This is a genomic window from Mesorhizobium sp. M0040, assembly GCF_040323505.1.
In the GTDB taxonomy this organism is placed as follows: Bacteria; Pseudomonadota; Alphaproteobacteria; order Rhizobiales; family Rhizobiaceae; genus Mesorhizobium.
Genome location: NZ_JAMYVA010000010.1, coordinates 91,415 through 112,500, shown reverse-complemented (window position 1 = coordinate 112,500; position 21,086 = coordinate 91,415). Strand labels below are relative to the sequence as shown.

Here is a 21,086-nt window from a genome sequence, read left to right as displayed (position 1 = left end):
ACAGTTCATGGCAGGGGCAACTCCTCCCTGGAGCCGGATTCCTGGCGAGCATGCCTACCGGACGGCGAGGTCACCGTTTGCCCATTGCTGCGTGATGATCTCGGCTTGTTCGGCGAACCTGCCAGCCTCGATCGCTTCACGAATGTCGCGCATCAGCTGCTGGTAATAGGACAGATTGTTCCAGGTCAGGAGCATCGCCCCAAGCGCCTCTTGCGAGCGCACCAGATGGTGCAAATAGGCCCGCGAATAGTCGCGTGCGGCCGGGCAGTCGCTTTCCTCATCGAGCGGACGCGGATCGTCGGCATGGCGGGCGTTGCGCAGATTGACCTTGCCGCGCCGTGTGTATGCAAGGCCGTGGCGCCCCGCCCGCGTCGGCATCACGCAGTCGAACATGTCGATGCCGCGCGCCACCGACTTCAAAATGTCGTCCGGGGTGCCGACGCCCATCAGGTAGCGCGGCCGGTCAGCCGGCAGCTCCGGGCAAGTGATGTCGAGCATCTCCAGCATCACCGCTTGCGGCTCGCCGACAGCCAGCCCGCCGATCGCATAGCCCTTCAGCTCCATTGCCTTCAGCGCCTGCGCCGAGCGCAGCCGCAGATCCGGCACGTCGCCGCCTTGCACAATGCCGAACATCGCCTTGCCGGGCTGCTCGCCGAATGCCGTCTTGCAACGCTCGGCCCAACGCAACGACAACTCCATGGCACGCTCGATCTCGTTCTGCTTGGCCGGCAGCGCCGTGCATTCGTCGAGCTGCATCTGGATGTCGGAATCGAGCAGCCCCTGGATCTCTATCGAACGCTCCGGCGACATCTCGTAGGCGCCGCCGTCGATATGCGAACGGAAGGTAACGCCGTTCTCGGTCAGTTTCCGCAGCTTCGACAGCGACATCACCTGGAAGCCGCCGCTGTCGGTCAGGATTGGATGCTGCCAGCGGGCGAATTCATGCAGGCCGCCGAGCCGCGCCACGCGCTCGGCGCCGGGTCTTAGCATCAGGTGGTAGGTGTTGCCGAGGATAATGTCCGAGCCGACGCCGCGCACCTGATCCATATACATGGCCTTCACCGTGCCGCCGGTACCGACCGGCATGAAGGCAGGCGTGCGGATTTCCCCGCGCGGCATGGTGATTGCACCACGCCGCGCCCTGCCGTCGGTCGCCAGCACCTTGAAGGTGAATGCGTCAGTCATCGAATTCCCTAGCCATCGAGTCCTTGTCGAATACCGGCGCGTCCGGGGCCTGCTTGTCGAGTGATTGCCGGTAGCGGATGCAGCCGCGCATGAATTTCGGCCACGGCGGCACGGCAATCGCCGGCTCGGTCTTTTCGGGCAAAAGTGACCAGAGGTCGGGATGATGCCAGCACAGATCATGGCCGGTGGCGTCGCGGTGTTGGCGGATGCCGGCGCGCAGTTTCCTGACCTCGGCGATCAAGGCTTCGCGGTCGAAGGTTTCCAGGTCATCGTCCATCGGTATCCTCCCTGAACAGAAGACTTGCATCTCCATAGGAATAAAACCTGTAGCGGTTCTCGATCGCATGCGCATAGGCCGCGCGCATCGTCTGCAAACCGCAGAAGGCCGAAACCAGCATGAACAGCGTCGAACGCGGCAGATGGAAATTGGTCATCAGCATGTCTGCGGTCTTGAAGCGATAGCCGGGCGTGATGAAGATGTCTGTCGGGCCTGACCATGCGGCCAGCCTGCCGTCCTCGCCGGCCGCGCTCTCCAACAAGCGCAGCGATGTCGTGCCGACGGCGATAATGCGCCCTCCTTTTGCCTTCGCCGCATTCAGCGCTTCGGCGGTTTCCGGGCTGACCGAACCGGTTTCGGCGTGCATCTTGTGGTCGGCGGTGTCGTCCGCCTTCACCGGCAGGAACGTACCGGCGCCGACATGCAGCGTGACGAAACGGCGCTCTATGCCCTTGGCGTCGAGCGTCGCAAACAGCTCCGGCGTGAAATGCAGCCCTGCCGTCGGCGCGGCCACGGCGCCCTCCTCCTTGGCATAAATGGTCTGGTAATCGCTGCGGTCGCGTTCGTCGTCGTCACGCTTGGAAGCGATGTAGGGCGGTAGCGGGATGTGGCCGACGGCATGCAGCGCCTCGTCGAGGAACGGACCTGACAGGTCGAAGCCGAGCAGCACCTCGCCACCTTCTCCCTTCTCGATCACGGTCGCATCGAGTTGGCCGAGAAAGCAGGAATTGGCGTCATGACCGAAATGGATGCGATCGCCGGCGGCGATGCGCTTGCCCGGACGCATGAAGGCGAGCCAGCGGTCGGGCGCCATCCGCATATGCAGCGTGGCTTCGACCTGCGCCGCCGCCTCGCCGCGCCGCCTGATGCCCTTCAATTGTGCCGGAATGACCTTGGTGTCGTTGAAGACCAGCAGATCACCGGCCTTGAGCAGGGCCGGCAGGTCGCGCACTGTCCGGTCCTCGAGCCCCTCACCCGGCCTGACCACCAGCATCCTGGCACTGTCGCGCGGCTCGGCTGGGCGAAGCGCGATGCGCTCCTCCGGCAGATCGAAGTCGAAAAGGTCGACGCGCAAGAGATCCCCGCCTCAAGGTTCCGGGCAGGTCACCGCCCAGGCGCCAACACCGTCTATGCTCAATGTGCCGCCCATCGCGAAACTGGACTGCTCGCTGGCCTTGACCAGCCGCAATCTGGCGACGATCGAGCTGATGCCTTCGTCGGTGAGGTCGATAAGCATACGCTCGTCGTCTTCGAATGCCTGTCCAACGATGACTTTCGTTGAGCCTGGCTGTCCGTCCGTGGTCCATGTCTTGCCGCCGGCATCCAGCCACACACGCGCCACCGCAATGACGGCCGTGTGTCCCATCAAAACATCAATCGATGCCGCGCCGCCGTCGGCGCTGCAGACGATCGATTCCGTCGCCAGCGCCGGAGTGGCCGCCGCGACGAGCACAAATGCGATGGCCGCGACAGCCCGGCCGGTCATTTCACGTCGGCCGCGACCTTGAGCGACACGATCTTGTCAGGATCCTGCACCGGTTCGCCGCGCTTGATCTTGTCGACGTTGTCCATGCCTTCGACGACCTGGCCCCATACCGTGTACTGGCGGTTGAGGAAGGCGGCATCGTCGAAGCAGATGAAGAACTGCGAATTGGCCGAATTCGGGTTCTGCGAGCGCGCCATCGAGCAGGTGCCGCGGCCGTGGTTGGCGTTGGAGAACTCGGCCTTCAGATCGGGTTTGTCGGAACCGCCAGTGCCGGCGCGCGATGGCGCGAAAGACGGCTTGTTGGAATTGCCGAACTTCACGTCGCCGGTCTGCGCCATGAAGCCGTCGATGACGCGGTGGAAGACCACGCCGTCATAGGCGCCTTCGCGCGCCAGCTCCTTGATACGGCCGACATGGCCGGGCGCCAGATCTGGAAACAATTCGATGACGACCTTGCCCTTGGTCGTGTCCATGATAAGCGCGTTCTCGCGGTCCTTGATTTCGGCCATGTCAGAAATATCCTTTTGAACAATTGGGGTTACTTGCCGTCCGCGGCGATGCGCACCTTGATCATGCGATCGGGGTCGGTCACCGTCCCGTTCTGCGCCTCGTCGCCTTTCTTGATGTGGTCCACCAGCTCCATGCCGCCGACGACATTGCCAACGATGGTGTACTGGCCATCGAGCGGCGGTGCCGGCGCGAACATGATGAAGAATTGCGAATTGGCGGAATTCGGATCGTCGGAGCGGGCCATGCCGACCACGCCGCGCTGGTAGTGCTCGGTGCCGGAGAATTCGGCCGGCAGGTCAGGAAGATCGGAGCCGCCGGTGCCGACAGCGTCGGCATTGAAGCCGCTCTTCATGTTGCCGAACTTGACGTCGCCGGTCTGCGCCATGAAGCCGTCGATGACGCGGTGAAAGGCGACGTTGTCGTAGGCGCCCTGGCGCACCAGCTTTTTGATCTGCGCGACGTGCTTCGGCGCAAGGTCGGGCCTCAGCGCGATGGTCACGTCGCCGTCCTTCAGCGTTACGATCATGGTGTTTTCCGGATCGGCGGCAAAGGCCGACACGGATGCGGTCACAAGACCGGCAAGCACGGCAAGCAAGAAGGCAAGCTTTTTCAGCTGCATGGGATCTTTCTCCGAATATCTTCGTTCATGCATGTCGTTACCCAAAGCCGGGTTCCACTTTTGGGTGACATGCATTTATTTCGCGAATTTGGCGGTGAGCGCGCCGGCCACGGCCGCCGGCACGAAGGGGCGGATGTCGCCTCCCATCGAAGCTATCTGGCGCACAAGTGTGGCGGTAATGGTGCGCACTGAAGGGCTGGCGGGCAGGAACACGGTCTGCAGCTCCGGCGCCATGGTCTCGTTCATGCCGGCCATCTGCATCTCATAGTCAAGATCGGTGCCGTCGCGCAGGCCGCGGATGATGATCGAGGCGCCATGCTTCCTGGCCGCATCGATGACCAACCCGTCGAAGGCGACTACTTTGATACGCGCACCGTCGCTGCCGAATTCCGCCTTCGCGGCCGTTTCGATCAGGCCAACCCGTTCCTCGAAGGAAAACAACGGCTTCTTGCCGGGATGGATGCCGATCGCCGCATAGATTGTATCCGCCACGGCCAGCGACGCCTTCAGCACGTCGAGATGGCCGTTGGTCAGCGGGTCGAAAGAGCCGGCATAAAGGGCGATGCGTTCGGTCATGGCAGGTGCTTCTAGCGAGCCTCTCCCCTAAAGGCAAATCCGATCGCCAGCCCGCCCCGTGAACCTTTTGGCCGACGTGAACGACAGATGAATGTGCCGCTCACAACAGCTTCACGCAGTGTTCACTAAGTTGCCGCTGCAGAAGATGAAACCAAACACCCATCTAATCGTTGTTAGGCGCAGGAGAACACGCACATGCTGATCTACATCCTCGCCACCGCAATGACCGTCGCCATGCTGATCGCTACCGTATTCGGGTTGCATCAGGAAGCACAGCGCGTCCGCGCCAAGGCCAATACCAAGCGGTTCGAAGGCTTCGGCAACCGCAAGCCTTATCGCCACTTCTAGATTGCGGGTGTCTTCACACGCCGGCCCATAGGGCTGGCGTCGTCGTGCCAAACTCACTCGACGGTAGTATCAGGCCCCCCACCTTCGGCATCGGTGGAAGCGCCACCTTCAGCATCGACACTCTCTTCGATCTCCTCGTCGGCTTGCGGTTCTGAAATCCGCTCCACCGAAACGACCTTCTCGCCCTCTGCGGTATTGAAGATGGTAACGCCCTTGGTGGCGCGGCTGGCGAAACGAATGCCGTTGACCGGGACGCGGATGACGGTGCCGCCATCCGAAACCAGCATGATCTGATCGTCATTGCCGACCGGGAAGGTCGCCACCAGGCGGCCGATTTCGGCCGTTTTCGAGACGTCGGTGGCGCGAATACCCTTGCCGCCACGGCCAGTCAGGCGGAAATCGTAGGACGATGAACGCTTGCCGTAGCCATATTCCGTCACCGTCAACACGAACTGCTCGTGCGCCTTGAGGAACTCATAGCGGTCGTCGGAAAGCTCCGCCTCTTCGCCGACCTCTTCATTGGTGAGCTGGATTTCTTCCTCCTCGCCGGCCGCAATGTCAGCAGCGAGCCGGCGTTCGGCCACCACCCGCTTGAGGTAGGCGGCACGCTCCGCCGGCGGCGCATCGACATGCTCGATCACCGCCATCGAGATCACCCGGTCGCCATCGGCCATCGCAATGCCGCGCACGCCGACCGAATTGCGGCTCTGGAAGACGCGTACGTCGCTGACCGGAAAGCGGATGCACTGGCCGGAACTTGCCGTCAAAAGCACGTCGTCATTGTCGGTGCAGGTCTCGACGCCGAGGATCTCGTCGCCCTCCTCGTCCAGCTTCATGGCGATCTTGCCGTTGCGGTTGACCTGGACGAAGTCCGACAGCTTGTTGCGACGCACGGTGCCGCGCGTGGTGGCAAACATGACGTCGAGCTCGCCCCAACTCGTCTCATCCTCCGGCAGCGGCATGATCGTGGTGATGCGCTCGCCCTGTTCGAGCGGCAGCATATTGATCAGCGCCTTGCCGCGCGATTGCGGGTTGCCGATCGGCAGGCGCCAGACCTTTTCCTTGTAGACGATGCCGCGCGAGGAGAAGAACAGCACCGGCGTGTGCGTGTTAGCGACGAACAGCCGGGTGACGAAATCCTCTTCCTTGGTCGACATGCCGGAGCGGCCCTTGCCGCCGCGGCGCTGCGCCCGGTAGAGCGACAGCGGCACGCGCTTGATGTAGCCGGAATGGCTGACCGTGACGACCATGTCCTCGCGCTGGATCAGGTCCTCGTCTTCCATGTCCGCCCCGCCCTCGGCGAGCTCGGTGCGGCGCGGCGTGCCGAACTCGTCGCGCACGGCCATCAGCTCGTCCTTGACGATCTGCTGGACGCGGGCGCGGGACGAGAGGATGTCCAGGTAGTCCTTGATCTCGTCGCCGATCGTGTTCAGCTCGTCGGCGATCTCGTCGCGGCCGAGCGCGGTCAGGCGCTGCAGGCGCAGTTCGAGGATGGCGCGCGCCTGCTCCTCGGAGAGATTATAGGTACCGTCCTCATTGATGCGATGGCGCGGGTCGTCGATCAGAAGAATCAGCGATTCCACGTCGCCCGAAGGCCAGCGCCGCTCCATCAACTGCTCGCGCGCCGTCTGCGGGTCCGGAGCGCTGCGGATCAGCTTGATGACTTCATCGATGTTGGCAACAGCGATGGCAAGGCCGACCAGCACATGGGCGCGGTCGCGCGCCTTGCGCAGCAGGAATTTCGTGCGCCGGCTGATCACCTCCTCACGGAAGGCGACGAACGCCTTCAGCATGTCGGTCAGAGTCAGCAATTCCGGCTTGCCGCCGTTCAGTGCCACCATGTTGGCGCCGAAGGACGTCTGCAGCGGAGTGAAGCGGTAAAGCTGGTTGAGGATGACATCGGCGACCGCGTCGCGCTTCAGTTCGATGACGACGCGGTAGCCCTGGCGGTCGCTCTCGTCGCGAATGTCGGAAATGCCTTCGATGCGCTTGTCGCGCACCAGCTCGGCCATCTTCTCGATCATCGACGCCTTATTCACCTGATAGGGAACCTCGGTGATGACGATCGATTCACGATCGTTGCCGCGCGCCTCGACGTTGACGCGGCCGCGCATGACGATGGAGCCGCGGCCGGTCGAATAGGCGCTGTAGATACCGGAGCGGCCGAGCACGATGCCGCCGGTCGGGAAATCCGGCCCCGGAACGATCTCCATCAGTGCCGGAAGGTCGATCGCTGGATTATCGATGAGGGCAATGGCGCCGTTGCAGACCTCGCCCAGATTGTGCGGCGGGATGTTGGTAGCCATGCCGACGGCGATACCGCCGGAGCCGTTGACCAACAGGTTCGGAAAGCGCGCCGGAAGGACTTTCGGTTCGCTGCCCGACGCATCGTAAGTGTCCTGGAAATCGACGGTGTCCTTGTCGATGTCTTCCAGCAACTCATGCGCGACCTTGGTCAGCCGCGATTCCGTGTAGCGCATCGCCGCCGGCGGATCGCCGTCGATCGAGCCGAAATTGCCCTGCCCGTCGATCAGCGGCACGCGCAGCGACCAGTCCTGCGCCATGCGCACCAAAGCGTCGTAGATAGAGGCGTCGCCATGCGGATGGTATTTACCCATCACGTCGGCGACCGGGCGTGCCGATTTCACATATTTGCGGTTCCAGTGATAGCCGCTCTCATAGGCGGCGTAGAGGATGCGGCGATGCACTGGCTTGAGGCCGTCGCGCACGTCCGGCAGCGCACGGCTGACGATCACGCTCATGGCGTAATCGAGATAGGAGCGCTGCATCTCCTCGATGATGGATATCGGCTCGATGCCGGTGGGGCCGCCGTCGGCGCCGCGCGGTGTCTTTTGGTCGGTCAAATCGGATCACAATCTAATCAGGAATCACTTGGTGCTTATATAGGAAGCCGGCCCGAAACTCCAACAATCGCGGCAGTTTTCCAGTGTGGTTTTTAGCGGCAAATTCAAAAGGATAAACCAATTGCGACGATATGGCCGTGGCACCCTTTCACGGGCGTCGCCGGCGGGCGCGATAAGTACCCGGCGCCTCGCCCATCAGCCGCCGGAAACGGCGGTTGAAGGTCGACAGATCGTTGAACCCCGCCGCAAAGGCGATCGCCGAAATCGTCTGATCTGACGTCCGCAGCCGCACGGCTGCCCTGTGCAGCCGCGCTCTCAGCAGGAACTGGTAGGGCGTCATGCCGGCGACGTGCCGGAAGGTGCGCAGGAAATGGTAAGGGCTGGTGGCGGTCTCGTCGGCGAGTTCGGCAAGCGAGATCGGCCGGTCGGCATCGACTTCGATGCGCCGCACCGCTTCGGCGACACGCTTCTGGTCACGGCGGCTCGGCGTCCGTCCCCGATCCGTAGCGCTGCAAGCCGCTGTCACCGCGGCACCGGCAATGCGCAGGGCGAGTTCCTCGAACGCGCCGGTGTCGGCCATCTCGCGCGCCGCCTCCGCTTCGGCAAGCAGCGACACCAGCGCCGGCAAGGGCGGCAGGCGCGGCGTGCCGAAATCGAGCGTCTTCGCGCCCGGCACGTCGGCGACGATCCGCTCCATATAGGCCGGCCCGAAATGGAAGGAGAGGCAGCGGTCGCCGGCGCCATGCTCGTGACCGCATTCATAGCATGTGCCGGGATTGCCGAGCAGGAGCGCGCCCGGCGCGAGCATCGCCGTGCCCTCGCGCGCACGATAGCGGAAGGTGCCGTTGGTTACGGCGGCAACGCAGAAATCCCGATGCTCCTCCTCGAATGGCCTGTCGGCGGCGCTGGCGGTGCAGATGACATCCGACACCTGCCAGCCTCGGCCCGACGCCAGCCTGTGCGCGCTCGTCGTCATCGCCGAAACATAGCAACTTTTCCCAAGCGCAGAACCCCTGTCGGCCTCTATGCTTGCCGGTTTCCTGACAAGATGAGAGCGAAGCCATGTCCAATTCCTTTGCCAAGGCCCTGCACAGCGATGGGCCCGTACCGGCCCTTGCCGAGAAACTGAATCTTTATGGCCGCTTCGTCGGCGCCTGGACGTTCGACGCCACGCGCCATCTCGAGGACGGTCAGGTGCTGACCGGGCGCGGCGAAGTGCATTTCGGCTGGGTGCTCGAAGGCCGCGCGATCCAGGACGTATGGATCCTGCCTGCCCGTGACGCCGGCCCCTCGCCCTCGCTCGGCAAATGGACCTTCTATGGCACGACGTTGCGCGTCTACGATCCCGGCGTTGACGCCTGGCACATCTTCTGGAGCGATCCGCGCAATCAGTACTACAGCCGCCAGCTCGGCCGTGCCGAGGGCGACACCATCATCCAGCAAGGCGCAGACGGCACCGGATCTGCTGTGCGCTGGAGCTTTTCGCGCATCACCGAAAATTCGTTCCGCTGGCTGGGCGAACGCTCACAGGACGACGGCGCCACCTGGCGTCTCGAAGTCGAGTTTCTGGCGCGCCGGGCCGTCAGCCCCTGATCCGCACGGTTTCCACTGCCTCCGCTTTGCTCTACCAATCCCGTTATCCGGCTTTGCCGGCGGGGAGGGTCAGCATGCCGAGCTTCGACAGCCTGTTCAACGCCTTCGTCACCATACTGGTGACGATCGATCCGCCGGGCCTGGCGCCGCTCTTCCTCGCCGTGACCCGCGGCATGAACCGCGAGGAGCGCAACCAGGTCTCCGTGCGCGCCTCGGTCATCGCCTTCCTGGTAATGGCGTTGTTCGCAATCGCCGGCGCGTCGATCCTGTCAGTCTTCGGCATCACTCTGCCGGCCTTCCGCGTCGCCGGCGGCTTTCTGCTGTTCTTCATCGCCTTCGAAATGGTGTTCGACCGCCGGCAGGACCGCAAGGAGAAGATCGGCGACGTCGCCATCACCAGGGACATGATCCACAACATCGCCGCCTTTCCGCTGGCGATCCCGCTTATTGCCGGTCCCGGCGCGATTTCGGCGACCGTCCTGCTCTCAAGCTCGTTTCAGGGTTTGGGCGCGCAGACAGCCCTTGTCGGCATCATCGCCATCTGCCTCGTCATCACCTACCTGGTGTTCGTGCTGTCAGAGCGCATCGATCGTATCCTCGGCCAAACCGGCCGTTCGATCCTGACAAGGCTGCTCGGCGTCATCCTGGCGGCGCTCGCCGTACAGTTCGTCGCCGACGGCATCAAGGCGCTGATGGCGACGTAGGAACAGCCCTACTTCGCTGTCGTTTCAATGACTTCGAAGTCGTGGGTAATCTCGGCAGTCTTGGCCATCATTGCCGAGGCCGAGCAGTATTTCTCGATCGAAAGCCCGATCGCCCGCTTCACCTTGTCGTGTGATAGCGCCCGGCCCTTGACGACAAAATGCATGTGAATGCGGGTGAATACTCTGGGATCGGCTTCTGCACGGTCGGCATCGAGTTCGACTACGCAATCTTCGACCGCCTCGCGCCCCTTTTCGAGGATATGGACCACGTCATAGGCCGAGCAGCCGCCGGTGCCGATCAGCACCAGTTCCATTGGGCTCGGCCCCGGCGTCTTGCCCTCCGGCCCGAACGCAGTGCCTAGCACCAGCTTGTGCCCACTGGCGGACTCGCCAACGAAAGTGCGCTCCTCGACCCATTTGACCCTTGCCTTCACCTGATACGTCCTTTCACCGCTCAAACGCACAACGTCCCGAAAATCCAAGACAGATTTTCGGGACGCCATTTCGTGGCCAAGGTGCCGGCGCTTTTCGCCGCAAGGGCAGTCCGCCCCGAGAAATCAGAACGGGATTTCGTCGTCCAGCTCGCGCGACGAACCACCGCCGCCGCCCTTGTTGGCGCCACCGCGATTGAAACTTTCGCCCGGGCCGGACTGGCCGAAATCGGAACCGCGGCTCGCACCACCACCGGCATAGTTGCCGACCTGGCCCCCGCCCTCGCCCCGCGCATCGAGCATCTGCAGCTCGCCGCGGAATTTCTGCAACACGACTTCGGTCGTATAGCGGTCATTGCCGGTCTGGTCCTGCCATTTGCGCGTCTGCAGCTGGCCCTCGACATAGACCTTCATGCCCTTCTTCAGATACTGCTCGGCCACCTTGGCGATCTGGTCGTTGAAGATCACGACATTGTGCCACTCGGTCTTTTCCTTGCGCTCTCCGGATGTCTTGTCGCGCCAGCTTTCCGACGTCGCGATGCGGATGTTGACGACCGGGTCACCCGAATTCAAGCGGCGGATTTCAGGGTCCGCCCCGAGGTTGCCCACCAGAATGACCTTGTTGACGCTACCCGCCATGATACTTCTCCGCGCTCATCCGAAACCGAATTTTTGTCGCCGCACCTTACAGGCTATGGACAATCCCTGCCTGCCGTCGCTGCCTTTTCCCACAAGGTTTTTGTTCTCTTTTCGTTCTATAGGAGAGGCCCTGCACTGTCAATAGTTGTCAGTAAGAAGTAGTGTCTTGGCGTCGAATTTCCACAGACCATGGGATCGAGGCGAACTCAATGAAGATGGTCGAGCATGACGATCAGCCGCAAGAAGAATGGCGGACGGGAGTAAAGACCCGCATGCATGTCTCGGCCTGCAACGGCGCAACTCAACTTTGCATATTCGAACAATGGATCGAACCCGCGGTTGGCGCCCCGACACATTGGCACCCGGTCGAGGAAGTGCTTACCGTCATCGCTGGCAGGGCCGAGATGTGGATCGACGAAGAGCATCTCGTCTTGACTGCCGGACAGTCGCTTGTTGTTGCCGCGCACAGGCAACATGGCTTCCGAAACGTCGGCTCCGAATTGCTTCATATTCATGCTGTGCTCGCGTCACCAGTTTTCGAGGCGACGTTCAACGGATCCCCCGACATGGTGAGACGCTGGCTTCCAGCGAGTTTGTAAAACCTCGCCTGTCTTAAAAAACACCGCCTGTCTTAAAAAACACGGCTTGCCAAACCGATAAGTATTGACTTATGCTTTCGGCATGATCGAAGCAGACATTTTTCGGGCACTAGCGGATCCAACGCGTCGCGCCGTCTATGAGCGGCTCGCCGACGGCGAGATGACGGTGTCGGAACTGCGCACTGGCATACCGGTATCGCAGCCGGCGGTATCGCAACATCTCGCAGTGCTGCGCGGCGCCGGCCTCGTGGTCGAGCGCCGGGCCGGTCGCAACGCCTATTACCGCGTCGATCCGAAGGGGCTTGCGCTACTGCTCGGCTGGATCGAACGCTACCGTGCGTTCTGGCCAGAGCGCATCGAAAGGCTCAAGACGGTTTTGAAGGACATGGACCAATGACCAGCCGAGGCAAAGAACGCGCCGAAATGGCCGCAGACAAGATCGAGTTCGAGTGCGAGCTGCCCGAACCGCCGGAAAAGGTGTGGCGGGCGCTGACGGTGCCGGACCTGCTCGCGGCCTGGATGATGCCGAACGACATCAAGCCCGAAATCGGCAACCGCTTTGCCTTTAAAGCGCCGAATGCGCCGATCGAGTGCGAAATCCTCGACGCGGATCCCGGACGGCTGCTGCGCTATTCCTGGCGGGAGCGGCCGGCGCCCGGCGATACGCAGGTGCCGCCCGGCAGCCCCCTGGACAGCGCAATGAACGACAGCCCAGTGGACAGCATCGTCACCTTTACGCTCGACCGCACCGTTTCCGGCGGCACGCATCTGCGCATCGTCCATGATGGTTTTGCTCGGGCAGCAGTGCCGGAGATCGCGATGGCAGGCGCCGGTTGCCGGCTTTCCTTTGAAGCGCGCACTCCCAGGCACAAGCAGATCGCCGCAAACACCCCGCGCCTCTTCCTGCGCGCGGCCTGAACGACAACAGTCAACGGAGACAACCGATGAGCGGCCTTGCCAATCTGGTGCCGATGGTGATCGAGCAGTCGAGCCGCGGCGAACGTGCCTTCGACATATTTTCGCGGCTGCTGCGCGAGCGAATCGTCTTCATCAACGGCCCGATCGATGACGGCACCTCGGCGCTGGTCTGCGCCCAGCTTCTGTCGTTGGAATCCGACAATCCCGACAAGGAGGTCTCGCTTTACATCAACTCGCCGGGCGGCGTGGTGACCAGCGGTTTCGCGATCTACGATACGATGCAGTATATCAGCTGCCCGGTCTCCACGGTTTGTATGGGCTTCGCCGCCTCGATGGCCTCGTTCCTTTTGATGGCCGGCACACCGGGGCGGCGCATCGCGCTACCCAACACCAGCATCGTGCTGCATCAGCCTCTCGGCGGTTTCCAGGGCCAGGCCTCCGATATCCAACGCCATGCCGAGGGCATCCTTCGCACCAAGCGGCGCATGACCGATCTTTACGCCCGCCATTGCGGCCGCACCTACGAAGAAGTGGAACGCACGCTCGACCGCGACTTTTTCATGACCGCGCAGGAGGCCAAGGATTGGGGCCTCGTCGACCATGTTTTCGACACTCGCAAGCAGGCCGCATGAACGTGCCGGGCCGGCGGACGGAACTGAGGCGATTGAGCGCCCGCAATTTCAGCGCCATCGGTCTGGTCTTGACGCTATCGCGGCACTATAGTCCGGTGATGACCGCCAGCCGCTCATCCAGCCTGTTATGCCTTGCCATCGCTACCGTTGCCGGCACGAACATGCTGGTGGGTATGGCACTTGCCCAAGATAATTCAACGTCTTCGCAAAAGGGCGCCCTGCCCGGTGTGACCAGCGATTATCGCATCGCCGAGCCAGCGCCGCGGCCTGAGCCTGACGATGTGGCTCCAGGCAGCGGCAACGGCACCTTCAAGATCGGCGATACCGACGTTCGGATTTCCGGTAGCATCACCATCGATGTCGCTACCGGCGGGATCAGGCCCTCCAGCCGCTAAGTTCGCCTGGTGTGAACCACAAATATTGCGCTTCAAACGAACAGCCCCGCCATTGCCTTTGCAACTGACGGGGCTTCTTGGATCTGAAATCCAAATTGCCGGGAGTGTACTGCCGGCTTTTTATTCGGATGCTTCGCGGCATTCAGCCGACGATCCGACTAGCAGTCTCTGATTTTATGGGGATCAGCAGGTCCGTTTGGCGGGCAGCGAAAACGCCTGACCCTGGCCACTTATACCTGCCGCGGCTCCAGCGACACGTGGAGCCTCAACGAACAATCCGGTGGAGTCATGCCTCTGCTCTCCTTCTGTTGGTTGCGACTGTCGTCGTCGAAGCGCTCATCGCATAACCCGCGGCGTCTCGCAGGCTAGCCCCAGGCCGCGAGGCCATCGAAAGACGGCCGGCTTCGTTGACGTCTGGAGTCTGCCCCCACGGTGCAGGGACGTCAACCTTGAATAGCCGATTACCGAAAAATGTGATCGCGAGACGGCTTGGGAAGCCGGCCCCACGGGCAGCTTTTGTCAGGAGCGTGTTCGGCCTTTGTTCTTTCCGCTTGCCCGTTCGCGCGAAAGGCGGTTAAACGCTTTGGTCGAGAGTTGTGGCGTCTCTCGAAAAGGCGGCGAAATTGCCTACATAGGGGATGGTCGGGAAAACCCGCCCATCCCACGAATTCCAGATTCTGAGGCGGCGACCGGCGATGGCCGACCATAAATATCTCTCCATTCGCGGGGCACGCGAACACAATCTGAAGAATGTCGATCTCGACCTGCCGCGTGACAGCCTGATCGTCATGACCGGCCTGTCGGGGTCCGGCAAGTCGTCGCTTGCCTTCGACACCATCTATGCCGAGGGCCAGCGCCGCTATGTCGAGAGCCTTTCGGCCTATGCGCGGCAATTCCTCGAAATGATGCAGAAGCCGGACGTCGACCAGATCGACGGCCTGTCGCCGGCCATCTCCATCGAGCAGAAAACCACCTCGAAGAACCCGCGCTCGACGGTCGGCACCGTCACCGAGATCTACGATTATATGCGGCTTTTGTTCGCCCGCGTCGGCATCCCCTATTCGCCGGCCACCGGCCTGCCGATCGAGAGCCAGACGGTTTCGCAGATGGTCGACCGGGTGCTTGCGGTCGAGGAAGGCACTCGGCTGTTCATCCTGGCGCCGATGGTGCGCGGCCGCAAAGGCGAGTACCGCAAGGAACTGCTTGAGCTGCAGAAGAAAGGTTTTCAGCGCGTCAAGGTCGACGGCGTCTTCTACGAGATCGCCGACGTGCCGGCGCTGGACAAGAAGTACAAGCATGACATCGACGTTGTCGTCGACCGCATCGTCGTGCGCGGCGATCTGGCGACGCGGCTCGCCGATTCCATCGAGACCGCGCTGAAGCTGGCCGACGGGCTGGCGGTGGCGGAATTTGCCGACAAGCCGCTCGACGCCAGCCAGACCGGCGAGGATTCGGTCAACAAATCGAAGAACGAGACGCATGAACGCATGCTGTTCTCGGAAAAGTTCGCCTGCCCGGTATCCGGCTTCACCATTCCCGAGATCGAGCCCAGGCTATTCTCCTTCAACAATCCGTTCGGCGCCTGCCCGACCTGCGACGGGCTCGGCAGCCAACGCGCCATCGATGCCAGCCTGGTCGTGCCCGACGAGAATGTCTCGCTGCGCGCCGGCGCCGTCAGCCCGTGGGCGAAGTCGACCTCGCCCTATTATGCGCAGACGCTGGAAGCGCTGGGCGTTGCCTATGGCTTCAAGCTCGGCGACAAGTTCAAGGATTTGAGCGAGGAGGCAAGGCAAGCCGTCCTGCACGGCACCGGCGAGCGCGAAATCACCTTCCATTATGATGACGGTCTGCGCTCCTACAAAACGACCAAAACCTTCGAGGGCGTCATCCCCAATCTCGAGCGCCGCTGGAAGGAAACCGAATCCGCCTGGATGCGCGAGGAGATCGAGCGCTTCATGTCGGCCACGCCCTGCCCGGCCTGCCGCGGCTATCGGCTGAAGCCCGAGGCGCTCGCGGTCAAGATCGCCGGCAAGCACATTGGCGAGGTCACCGAGCTGTCCATCCGCAAGGCCGACCAGTGGTTCACCGATCTGCCCGCTTCGCTCAACGACAAGCAGAACGAGATTGCGGTGCGCGTGCTCAAGGAAATCCGCGAGCGGCTGCGCTTCCTCAACGATGTCGGTCTCGACTATCTGACGCTGTCGCGCAACTCCGGCACGTTGTCGGGCGGCGAGAGCCAGCGCATCCGGCTGGCTTCGCAGATCGGCTCCGGCCTGACCGGCGTGCTCTATGTGCTCGACGAGCCGTCGATCGGCCTGCACCAGCGCGACAATGCCCGCCTGCTCGACACGCTGAAGCATCTGCGCGACATCGGCAACACGGTCATCGTCGTCGAGCATGACGAGGACGCCATCCTGCATGCCGACTACGTCGTCGATATCGGCCCGGCGGCCGGCATCCATGGCGGCCACATCATCGCGCAGGGCACGCCGCAGCAGATCATGGCGACCCCCGCCTCGATCACCGGCAAGTATCTGTCGGGCGAGCTCGAAGTGGCGACGCCGGCGGTTCGGCGCGAGGCCAAGAAGAACCGCCGGCTGAAGGTCGTCGGCGCGCGCGGCAACAACCTGAAGAACGTCACCGCCGAAATCCCGCTCGGCACGTTTACCGCCGTCACCGGCGTATCCGGCGGCGGCAAGTCGACCTTCCTGATTGAGACCCTGTTCAAGGCGGCGTCGCGCCGCATCATGGGCTCGCGCGAGCATCCGGCCGAGCACGACCGCATCGAGGGGCTGGAATTCCTCGACAAGGTCATCGACATCGACCAGTCGCCGATCGGGCGCACCCCGCGCTCCAACCCCGCCACCTACACCGGCGCCTTCACGCCGATCCGCGACTGGTTCGCCGGCCTGCCGGAGGCCAAGGCGCGCGGCTACCAGCCGGGGCGCTTCTCGTTCAACGTCAAGGGCGGCCGCTGCGAGGCCTGCCAGGGCGACGGCGTCATCAAGATCGAGATGCACTTCCTACCAGACGTCTACGTCACCTGCGACGTCTGCCACGGCAAGCGCTACAACCGTGAGACACTGGACGTCCTGTTCAAGGGCAAGTCGATCGCCGACGTTCTCGACATGACGGTCGAGGAAGGCGTCGATTTCTTCGCCGCCGTGCCCGGTGTGCGCGACAAGCTGGAGACGCTGAAACGGGTCGGCCTCGGCTACATCCATGTTGGCCAGCAGGCAACGACTTTGTCGGGCGGCGAGGCGCAGCGCATCAAGCTGGCCAAGGAACTGTCGCGCAAGGCGACCGGCAAGACGCTCTACATTCTCGATGAGCCAACCACGGGCCTGCATTTCCACGACGTCGCCAAGCTGCTTGAAGTGCTGCACGAGCTGGTCGACCAGGGCAACACGGTCGTCGTCATCGAGCACAATCTAGAGGTGATCAAGACCGCTGACTGGGTGCTCGATCTTGGCCCCGAAGGTGGTGACGGCGGCGGCGAGCTGGTAGCGTCCGGCACGCCTGAGGACATCATCCGCGAAAAACGCAGCTATACCGGGCAGTTCCTGAGGGACTTGCTGGAGCGGCGCCCCGGAGGCAAGCGCGAAGCGGCGGAGTGATGGCAAAGAACGGTCTCATCACGGTCCAAAGCCGCTTCGGCGTGGCCGAAACGATCGATCGCCTGGTCGGGACTGTGGAACGTGCAGGATTGCTGGTCTTCGCCCGCATTGACCACGCCGCCGGTGCGCGCAGTGTCGAAGCTTCCCTGCGTCCGACCCAGCTTCTGATTTTTGGCAACCCGAAAGGCGGCACGCCGCTGATGCAGGACCGGCAGCTTGCCGGCATCGATCTGCCGGTCAAGGCACTGGCTTGGGAGGACGAGCAAGGCAAGGTCTGGCTCTCCTGCAATGACGCGCACTGGCTCGCTGAGCGCCACGGCTTGGGCGACGCCAGTCGCAATGCCGTCGCCGCGATAGCGGCCGGCATGGACAAGGTGATTGCGGCCGCTGTCGGCGCGGGCCAGTTTTGATCATGAGAGCCGCTCGGGCCGATGATCTCCCCACGGTGATCTCGCTCACCACCGACGCCTACGCGCCCTACACTGCCCTGTTCGGAGCGCCGCCGATCCCCGTCACCGAGGATTATGCGCCGCGCATCGAACGCGGCGAGGTCTGGCTTTCGGAGCACGACGGAAAGCCGGCCGGCTTGATCGTTCTCGAACGACATGCGGACCATACAATGATCTTCAGCGTCGCCGTTGCGCCCGCCTTTCAGGGCAAGGGTTTCGGCATCGGGCTGCTCGACTGGGCCGAGCAACAGACGCGCCTGTGGAGCTTGCCTGAAATCCGACTCTACACCAATGCCAGAATGGAACGGAACGTTTCGTTGTATAAGGCCTACGGCTTTCGCGAAACGGGTCGCCGGCCCAATCCATATCGGCCAGGATGGACGGTCGTCGACATGGCGAAAGCCGTCGAGACGACCGCCATCGCGTGATCCTTTTCTGCAAACCGGGAGGACGACCATGACTCAATCAGGAACAATCCGCGCCGGCATGGGCGGCTGGACCTTCGAGCCGTGGGACACGTCCTTCTACCCGGACAAATTGTCGAAGGCCAAGCAACTGCATTATGCCAGCCGGCAGGTGCCCACTGTCGAGGTCAACGGCACCTATTATTCGAGCTTCAAGGAGCCGACCTTCGTCAAATGGGCCAACGAGGCGCCGGATGGTTTCGTCTATTCGCTGAAGGGCAACCGCTTCGTCACCAACCGCCGCGTGCTCGGCGAGGCCGGGGAATCGATCATGCGCTTCCTCGGGTCGGGCGTCGCGGCACTTGGCGACAAGCTCGGGCCGATCCTGTGGCAGTTCGCGCCGACCAAGAAATTCGACCCGGACGATTTCGAGGCCTTCCTCAAGCTGTTGCCGGAAAAGCAGGACGGCGTTGCGCTGCGCCACGCCGTCGAGGTGCGCAACGACAGCTTCGTCGTGCCGGAGTTCGCCGCCTTGGCGCGAAAGCACAAGGCCGCCATCGTCTATGCCGACCACGCCAAATATCCGGGGATTGCCGACGTCACCGGCGATTTCATCTATGCCCGGCTGCAGACCGGCAGCGACGACAATCCCGATTGCTACACGCCAAAGGCGCTCGATGAATGGGCGGCGCGCGCAAAAACCTGGGCGGAAGGCAAGGTGCCGGCCGACCTGCCGCGTGTCGCTCCTTCAACCGACGCGCCGGTCAAGCCACGCGATGTGTTCGTCTACTTCATCACCGAGGGCAAGGTCCGCGCTCCATTCGGCGCCATCGCGCTGATGAAGCGGGTCGCAGGCTGACGCCCCCGCTGTCGGTGGTCCGCCTGGCTTGGTCCTAAACTACCGGCTATGCGGCGCGTTCGTCCGGACGCCGATCAACCCTGACGATCTCGTTGAAAGCATCGAGGTCGACATAGAAGACCTTGGTGATCTCCGCGATGAGTTCGTCGTGGTCATACCCCTGCGATTTCAGAATGTTGATGGCTGTCAGGATATCGACGCGCTCCGTGAGCCGTCGTTTCTGGTAGTCCTCGACATAGCGCTCCATCGTCTAGCCCTGGCTCCCAAGCACCCGAAATGTTGGACGACAACAGATCGCTGGAAGGGAACGGCTTGCGCGCAAGCGTGCCGGCGCGGCCCGCGCCTTCCCCTGATCTGCCAAATTGGAACTGGTACGGAAAGCGGCCGACTCACCAAGGCCAAGCAAAATCTAGCACGCAATCTGCAGCGCGCCAGAGTTGCAAAGTAACGGAATCAATAAGAATTCAGACAGTCAGGAATTTGCGGACGTCCGCCCGGTCGAGATCCTCGGCTGGGCCGGTATGGACGATCTGACCGCGGTCCATGATGTTGACCTCGTCGGCCAATTCCCGGCAGAAGTCGAGATATTGTTCGACCAGAAGCACGGCGATACCGGCCTGGTCGCGCAGATAGCGGATGGCGCGGCCGATGTCCTTGATGATAGACGGCTGGATGCCTTCGGTCGGCTCGTCGAGCACCAGCAGCTTCGGCCGCATCACCAGCGCCCTGCCGATGGCAAGCTGCTGCTGCTGGCCGCCGGAAAGATCGCCGCCGCGGCGCGCGAGCATCTGCTTCAGCACCGGAAACAATTCGAAGACGTGACCGGGAATGTTGCGATCGGCGCGCTTCAACGGCGCAAAACCCGATTCGAGGTTTTCCCGCACCGTAAGCAGCGGAAATATCTCCCTGCCCTGCGGCACGAATGCGATGCCCGACCGGGCGCGATCATACGCCGCGCTCCGGTCGAGCGCCTTCCCCTCGAAGGCAACGCTTCCGCTCGTCAGCCGGTGATGGCCGACGATCGATCTCATCAAACTGGTCTTGCCGACGCCGTTGCGGCCGAGCACGCAGGTGATCTTGCCGGCGCCGGCCTTCAGCGAGACGCCGCGCAGCGCCTGGGCAGCGCCGTAGTGCAGCGTGGCATTGGAGACTTCGAGCATGGTCAGCGCTTTCTCCAACGCGTGAAGAACGAAAGGTCGAAATGATGGAACGGAACGCGCCAGACCATGTTCATCTCCCCAGATAGACTTCGACGACGCGCTCGTCGGCCGAAACGAAGTCGAGACTGCCCTCGGAAAGCACCGAGCCTTCGTGCAGGCAGGTGACCTTGACGCCGAGCTCGCGCACGAAATGCATGTCGTGCTCGACGACGATGACAGAATGGTCGCGCGCGATGTCCCTGAGCAGCCGCGCGGTTTCCTCGGTCTCGGCGTCAGTCATGCCGGCAACCGGTTCGTCGACCAGCAGCAGCTTCGGATCCTGCGCCAGAAGCATGCCGATCTCGAGCCATTGCTTTTGGCCGTGGCTCAGATTGGCGGCGAGTTCGTCACGCTTGTCGCCAAGCCGAATGATGCCGAGGATGTCGTCGATCTGCCGCACGTCCGCGGCCGAGCGACGATGGAACAGTGCCGGGAAGATCGAGCGCGGGCCTTTCAGCGCCAGCATCAGATTGTCCTCGATCGTGTGGCTTTCGAAGACGGTCGGCTTCTGGAATTTACGGCCGATGCCCATCATGGCGATTTCGGCCTCGTCGTGTTTGGTTAGGTCGACCTCACCGTTGAAGAAAACTTCACCCGCGTCGGGCCGCGTCTTGCCGGTGACGATGTCCATCATCGTCGTCTTTCCGGCGCCGTTGGGGCCGATGATCGCCCGCATCTCGCCCTTGTCGAGCACCAGCGAAAGGTTGTTGATGGCGCGAAACCCGTCGAAGGAAACCGACACGCCGTCGAGATAGAGGATGGTGTTGCTCTTCGACATCAGG

The 21,086-nt window shown here is 62.7% G+C and carries 26 protein-coding genes; 12 read left to right on the top strand and 14 right to left on the bottom strand.

The window, feature by feature from the left end; translation table 11 throughout:
- Positions 1–54 precede the first annotated feature (54 nt).
- The 7 genes from tgt to coaD form a co-directional block, all read right to left on the bottom strand.
- Positions 55–1,185, bottom strand: a complete 1,131-nt coding sequence (gene tgt / locus NKJ91_RS11955) for a tRNA guanosine(34) transglycosylase Tgt (protein WP_023674880.1) — start codon at positions 1,183–1,185, stop codon at positions 55–57.
- Positions 1,178–1,462 (bottom strand): hypothetical protein, encoded by a 285-nt coding sequence (locus tag NKJ91_RS11950; RefSeq protein ID WP_352455715.1) that lies wholly within the window; start codon positions 1,460–1,462, stop codon positions 1,178–1,180. The genes tgt and NKJ91_RS11950 overlap by 8 nt, the downstream gene beginning before the upstream one ends.
- Positions 1,452–2,537, bottom strand: a complete 1,086-nt coding sequence (queA, locus tag NKJ91_RS11945; RefSeq protein WP_352455714.1) for a tRNA preQ1(34) S-adenosylmethionine ribosyltransferase-isomerase QueA — start codon at positions 2,535–2,537, stop codon at positions 1,452–1,454. The genes NKJ91_RS11950 and queA overlap by 11 nt, the downstream gene beginning before the upstream one ends.
- Positions 2,538–2,549: 12 nt before the next feature.
- Positions 2,550–2,948: a hypothetical protein gene (locus tag NKJ91_RS11940; protein WP_352455713.1), complete on the bottom strand. Its 399-nt coding sequence runs from the start codon at positions 2,946–2,948 to the stop codon at positions 2,550–2,552.
- On the bottom strand, positions 2,945–3,457 hold the full coding sequence (locus NKJ91_RS11935) for a peptidylprolyl isomerase (protein WP_352455712.1): 513 nt from the start codon (positions 3,455–3,457) through the stop codon (positions 2,945–2,947). Before NKJ91_RS11935 ends, NKJ91_RS11940 begins: the two co-directional genes overlap by 4 nt.
- 29 nt (positions 3,458–3,486) lie before the next feature.
- Entirely contained in the window at positions 3,487–4,077 is a 591-nt protein-coding gene (locus NKJ91_RS11930) for a peptidylprolyl isomerase (protein WP_502903576.1), read from the bottom strand.
- Between the two features lie 75 nt (positions 4,078–4,152).
- Positions 4,153–4,653, bottom strand: coding sequence for a pantetheine-phosphate adenylyltransferase (gene coaD, locus NKJ91_RS11925; protein WP_023674874.1), 501 nt, complete (start codon positions 4,651–4,653; stop codon positions 4,153–4,155).
- Positions 4,654–4,848: 195 nt separating this feature from the next.
- Here coaD and NKJ91_RS11920 point away from each other — a divergent pair, with 195 nt between their 5' ends.
- Positions 4,849–5,001, top strand: coding sequence for a hypothetical protein (locus NKJ91_RS11920; protein WP_352455711.1), 153 nt, complete (start codon positions 4,849–4,851; stop codon positions 4,999–5,001).
- A gap of 53 nt (positions 5,002–5,054) precedes the next feature.
- Here NKJ91_RS11920 and gyrA read toward each other — a convergent pair whose 3' ends face one another.
- Together gyrA and NKJ91_RS11910 are read right to left on the bottom strand one after the other, a co-directional pair.
- On the bottom strand, positions 5,055–7,865 hold the full coding sequence (gene gyrA / locus NKJ91_RS11915; protein ID WP_352455710.1) for a DNA gyrase subunit A: 2,811 nt from the start codon (positions 7,863–7,865) through the stop codon (positions 5,055–5,057).
- A 148-nt stretch (positions 7,866–8,013) separates the two neighbouring features.
- Entirely contained in the window at positions 8,014–8,841 is an 828-nt protein-coding gene (locus NKJ91_RS11910) for a helix-turn-helix transcriptional regulator (RefSeq protein ID WP_352455709.1), read from the bottom strand.
- An 86-nt stretch (positions 8,842–8,927) separates the two neighbouring features.
- Here NKJ91_RS11910 and NKJ91_RS11905 point away from each other — a divergent pair, with 86 nt between their 5' ends.
- Positions 8,928–9,458 (top strand): hypothetical protein, encoded by a 531-nt coding sequence (locus tag NKJ91_RS11905; protein ID WP_352455708.1) that lies wholly within the window; start codon positions 8,928–8,930, stop codon positions 9,456–9,458.
- A gap of 74 nt (positions 9,459–9,532) precedes the next feature.
- Positions 9,533–10,162 carry a MarC family protein gene (locus NKJ91_RS11900; RefSeq protein ID WP_352455707.1) on the top strand — a complete coding sequence of 210 codons (630 nt, stop codon included), beginning with the start codon at positions 9,533–9,535 and terminating at the stop codon, positions 10,160–10,162.
- A gap of 8 nt (positions 10,163–10,170) precedes the next feature.
- Here the strand turns inward: NKJ91_RS11900 and NKJ91_RS11895 are convergent, their stop codons facing one another.
- Both NKJ91_RS11895 and NKJ91_RS11890 read right to left on the bottom strand, forming a co-directional pair.
- Positions 10,171–10,596, bottom strand: a complete 426-nt coding sequence (locus tag NKJ91_RS11895) for an OsmC family protein (RefSeq protein ID WP_352455706.1) — start codon at positions 10,594–10,596, stop codon at positions 10,171–10,173.
- A gap of 123 nt (positions 10,597–10,719) precedes the next feature.
- Positions 10,720–11,232 carry a single-stranded DNA-binding protein gene (locus NKJ91_RS11890; RefSeq protein ID WP_023674867.1) on the bottom strand — a complete coding sequence of 171 codons (513 nt, stop codon included), beginning with the start codon at positions 11,230–11,232 and terminating at the stop codon, positions 10,720–10,722.
- A 209-nt stretch (positions 11,233–11,441) separates the two neighbouring features.
- Between NKJ91_RS11890 and NKJ91_RS11885 the strand changes: the two genes are divergently transcribed.
- From NKJ91_RS11885 to NKJ91_RS11845, 9 genes are all read left to right on the top strand, one after another.
- The gene (locus NKJ91_RS11885) at positions 11,442–11,831 is read left to right on the top strand and encodes a cupin domain-containing protein (RefSeq protein ID WP_352455705.1); all 390 of its coding nucleotides are present in this window, start codon (positions 11,442–11,444) and stop codon (positions 11,829–11,831) included.
- An 82-nt stretch (positions 11,832–11,913) separates the two neighbouring features.
- Positions 11,914–12,228 (top strand): ArsR/SmtB family transcription factor, encoded by a 315-nt coding sequence (locus NKJ91_RS11880; protein WP_352455704.1) that lies wholly within the window; start codon positions 11,914–11,916, stop codon positions 12,226–12,228.
- Positions 12,225–12,749, top strand: coding sequence for an SRPBCC family protein (locus NKJ91_RS11875; RefSeq protein ID WP_352455703.1), 525 nt, complete (start codon positions 12,225–12,227; stop codon positions 12,747–12,749). Before NKJ91_RS11880 ends, NKJ91_RS11875 begins: the two co-directional genes overlap by 4 nt.
- A gap of 26 nt (positions 12,750–12,775) precedes the next feature.
- Positions 12,776–13,381, top strand: coding sequence for an ATP-dependent Clp protease proteolytic subunit (locus tag NKJ91_RS11870; RefSeq protein ID WP_352455702.1), 606 nt, complete (start codon positions 12,776–12,778; stop codon positions 13,379–13,381).
- Positions 13,378–13,776, top strand: a complete 399-nt coding sequence (locus NKJ91_RS11865; RefSeq protein ID WP_352455701.1) for a hypothetical protein — start codon at positions 13,378–13,380, stop codon at positions 13,774–13,776. The genes NKJ91_RS11870 and NKJ91_RS11865 overlap by 4 nt, the downstream gene beginning before the upstream one ends.
- Positions 13,777–14,471: 695 nt before the next feature.
- Positions 14,472–17,393 (top strand): excinuclease ABC subunit UvrA, encoded by a 2,922-nt coding sequence (uvrA, locus tag NKJ91_RS11860; protein WP_352455700.1) that lies wholly within the window; start codon positions 14,472–14,474, stop codon positions 17,391–17,393.
- Positions 17,393–17,803, top strand: coding sequence for a DUF302 domain-containing protein (locus NKJ91_RS11855; protein WP_352455699.1), 411 nt, complete (start codon positions 17,393–17,395; stop codon positions 17,801–17,803). Before uvrA ends, NKJ91_RS11855 begins: the two co-directional genes overlap by 1 nt.
- A complete protein-coding gene (locus NKJ91_RS11850) occupies positions 17,800–18,270 on the top strand; it encodes a GNAT family N-acetyltransferase (RefSeq protein ID WP_352455698.1) in 471 nt (156 codons plus the stop codon). The genes NKJ91_RS11855 and NKJ91_RS11850 overlap by 4 nt, the downstream gene beginning before the upstream one ends.
- Before the next feature lie 28 nt (positions 18,271–18,298).
- Entirely contained in the window at positions 18,299–19,105 is an 807-nt protein-coding gene (locus tag NKJ91_RS11845; protein WP_352455697.1) for a DUF72 domain-containing protein, read from the top strand.
- A 46-nt stretch (positions 19,106–19,151) separates the two neighbouring features.
- On the opposite strand, the gene NKJ91_RS11840 is transcribed toward NKJ91_RS11845, so the two are convergent.
- The 3 genes from NKJ91_RS11840 to urtD all read right to left on the bottom strand — a co-directional run bounded on the left by NKJ91_RS11840 (position 19,152) and on the right by urtD (position 21,082).
- On the bottom strand, positions 19,152–19,352 hold the full coding sequence (locus NKJ91_RS11840; protein ID WP_023674857.1) for a hypothetical protein: 201 nt from the start codon (positions 19,350–19,352) through the stop codon (positions 19,152–19,154).
- A 217-nt stretch (positions 19,353–19,569) separates the two neighbouring features.
- Positions 19,570–20,265: an urea ABC transporter ATP-binding subunit UrtE gene (urtE, locus tag NKJ91_RS11835; protein WP_126041867.1), complete on the bottom strand. Its 696-nt coding sequence runs from the start codon at positions 20,263–20,265 to the stop codon at positions 19,570–19,572.
- A gap of 70 nt (positions 20,266–20,335) precedes the next feature.
- Positions 20,336–21,082, bottom strand: coding sequence for an urea ABC transporter ATP-binding protein UrtD (urtD, locus tag NKJ91_RS11830; protein ID WP_023674855.1), 747 nt, complete (start codon positions 21,080–21,082; stop codon positions 20,336–20,338).
- Between the last annotated feature and the right edge of the window lie 4 nt (positions 21,083–21,086).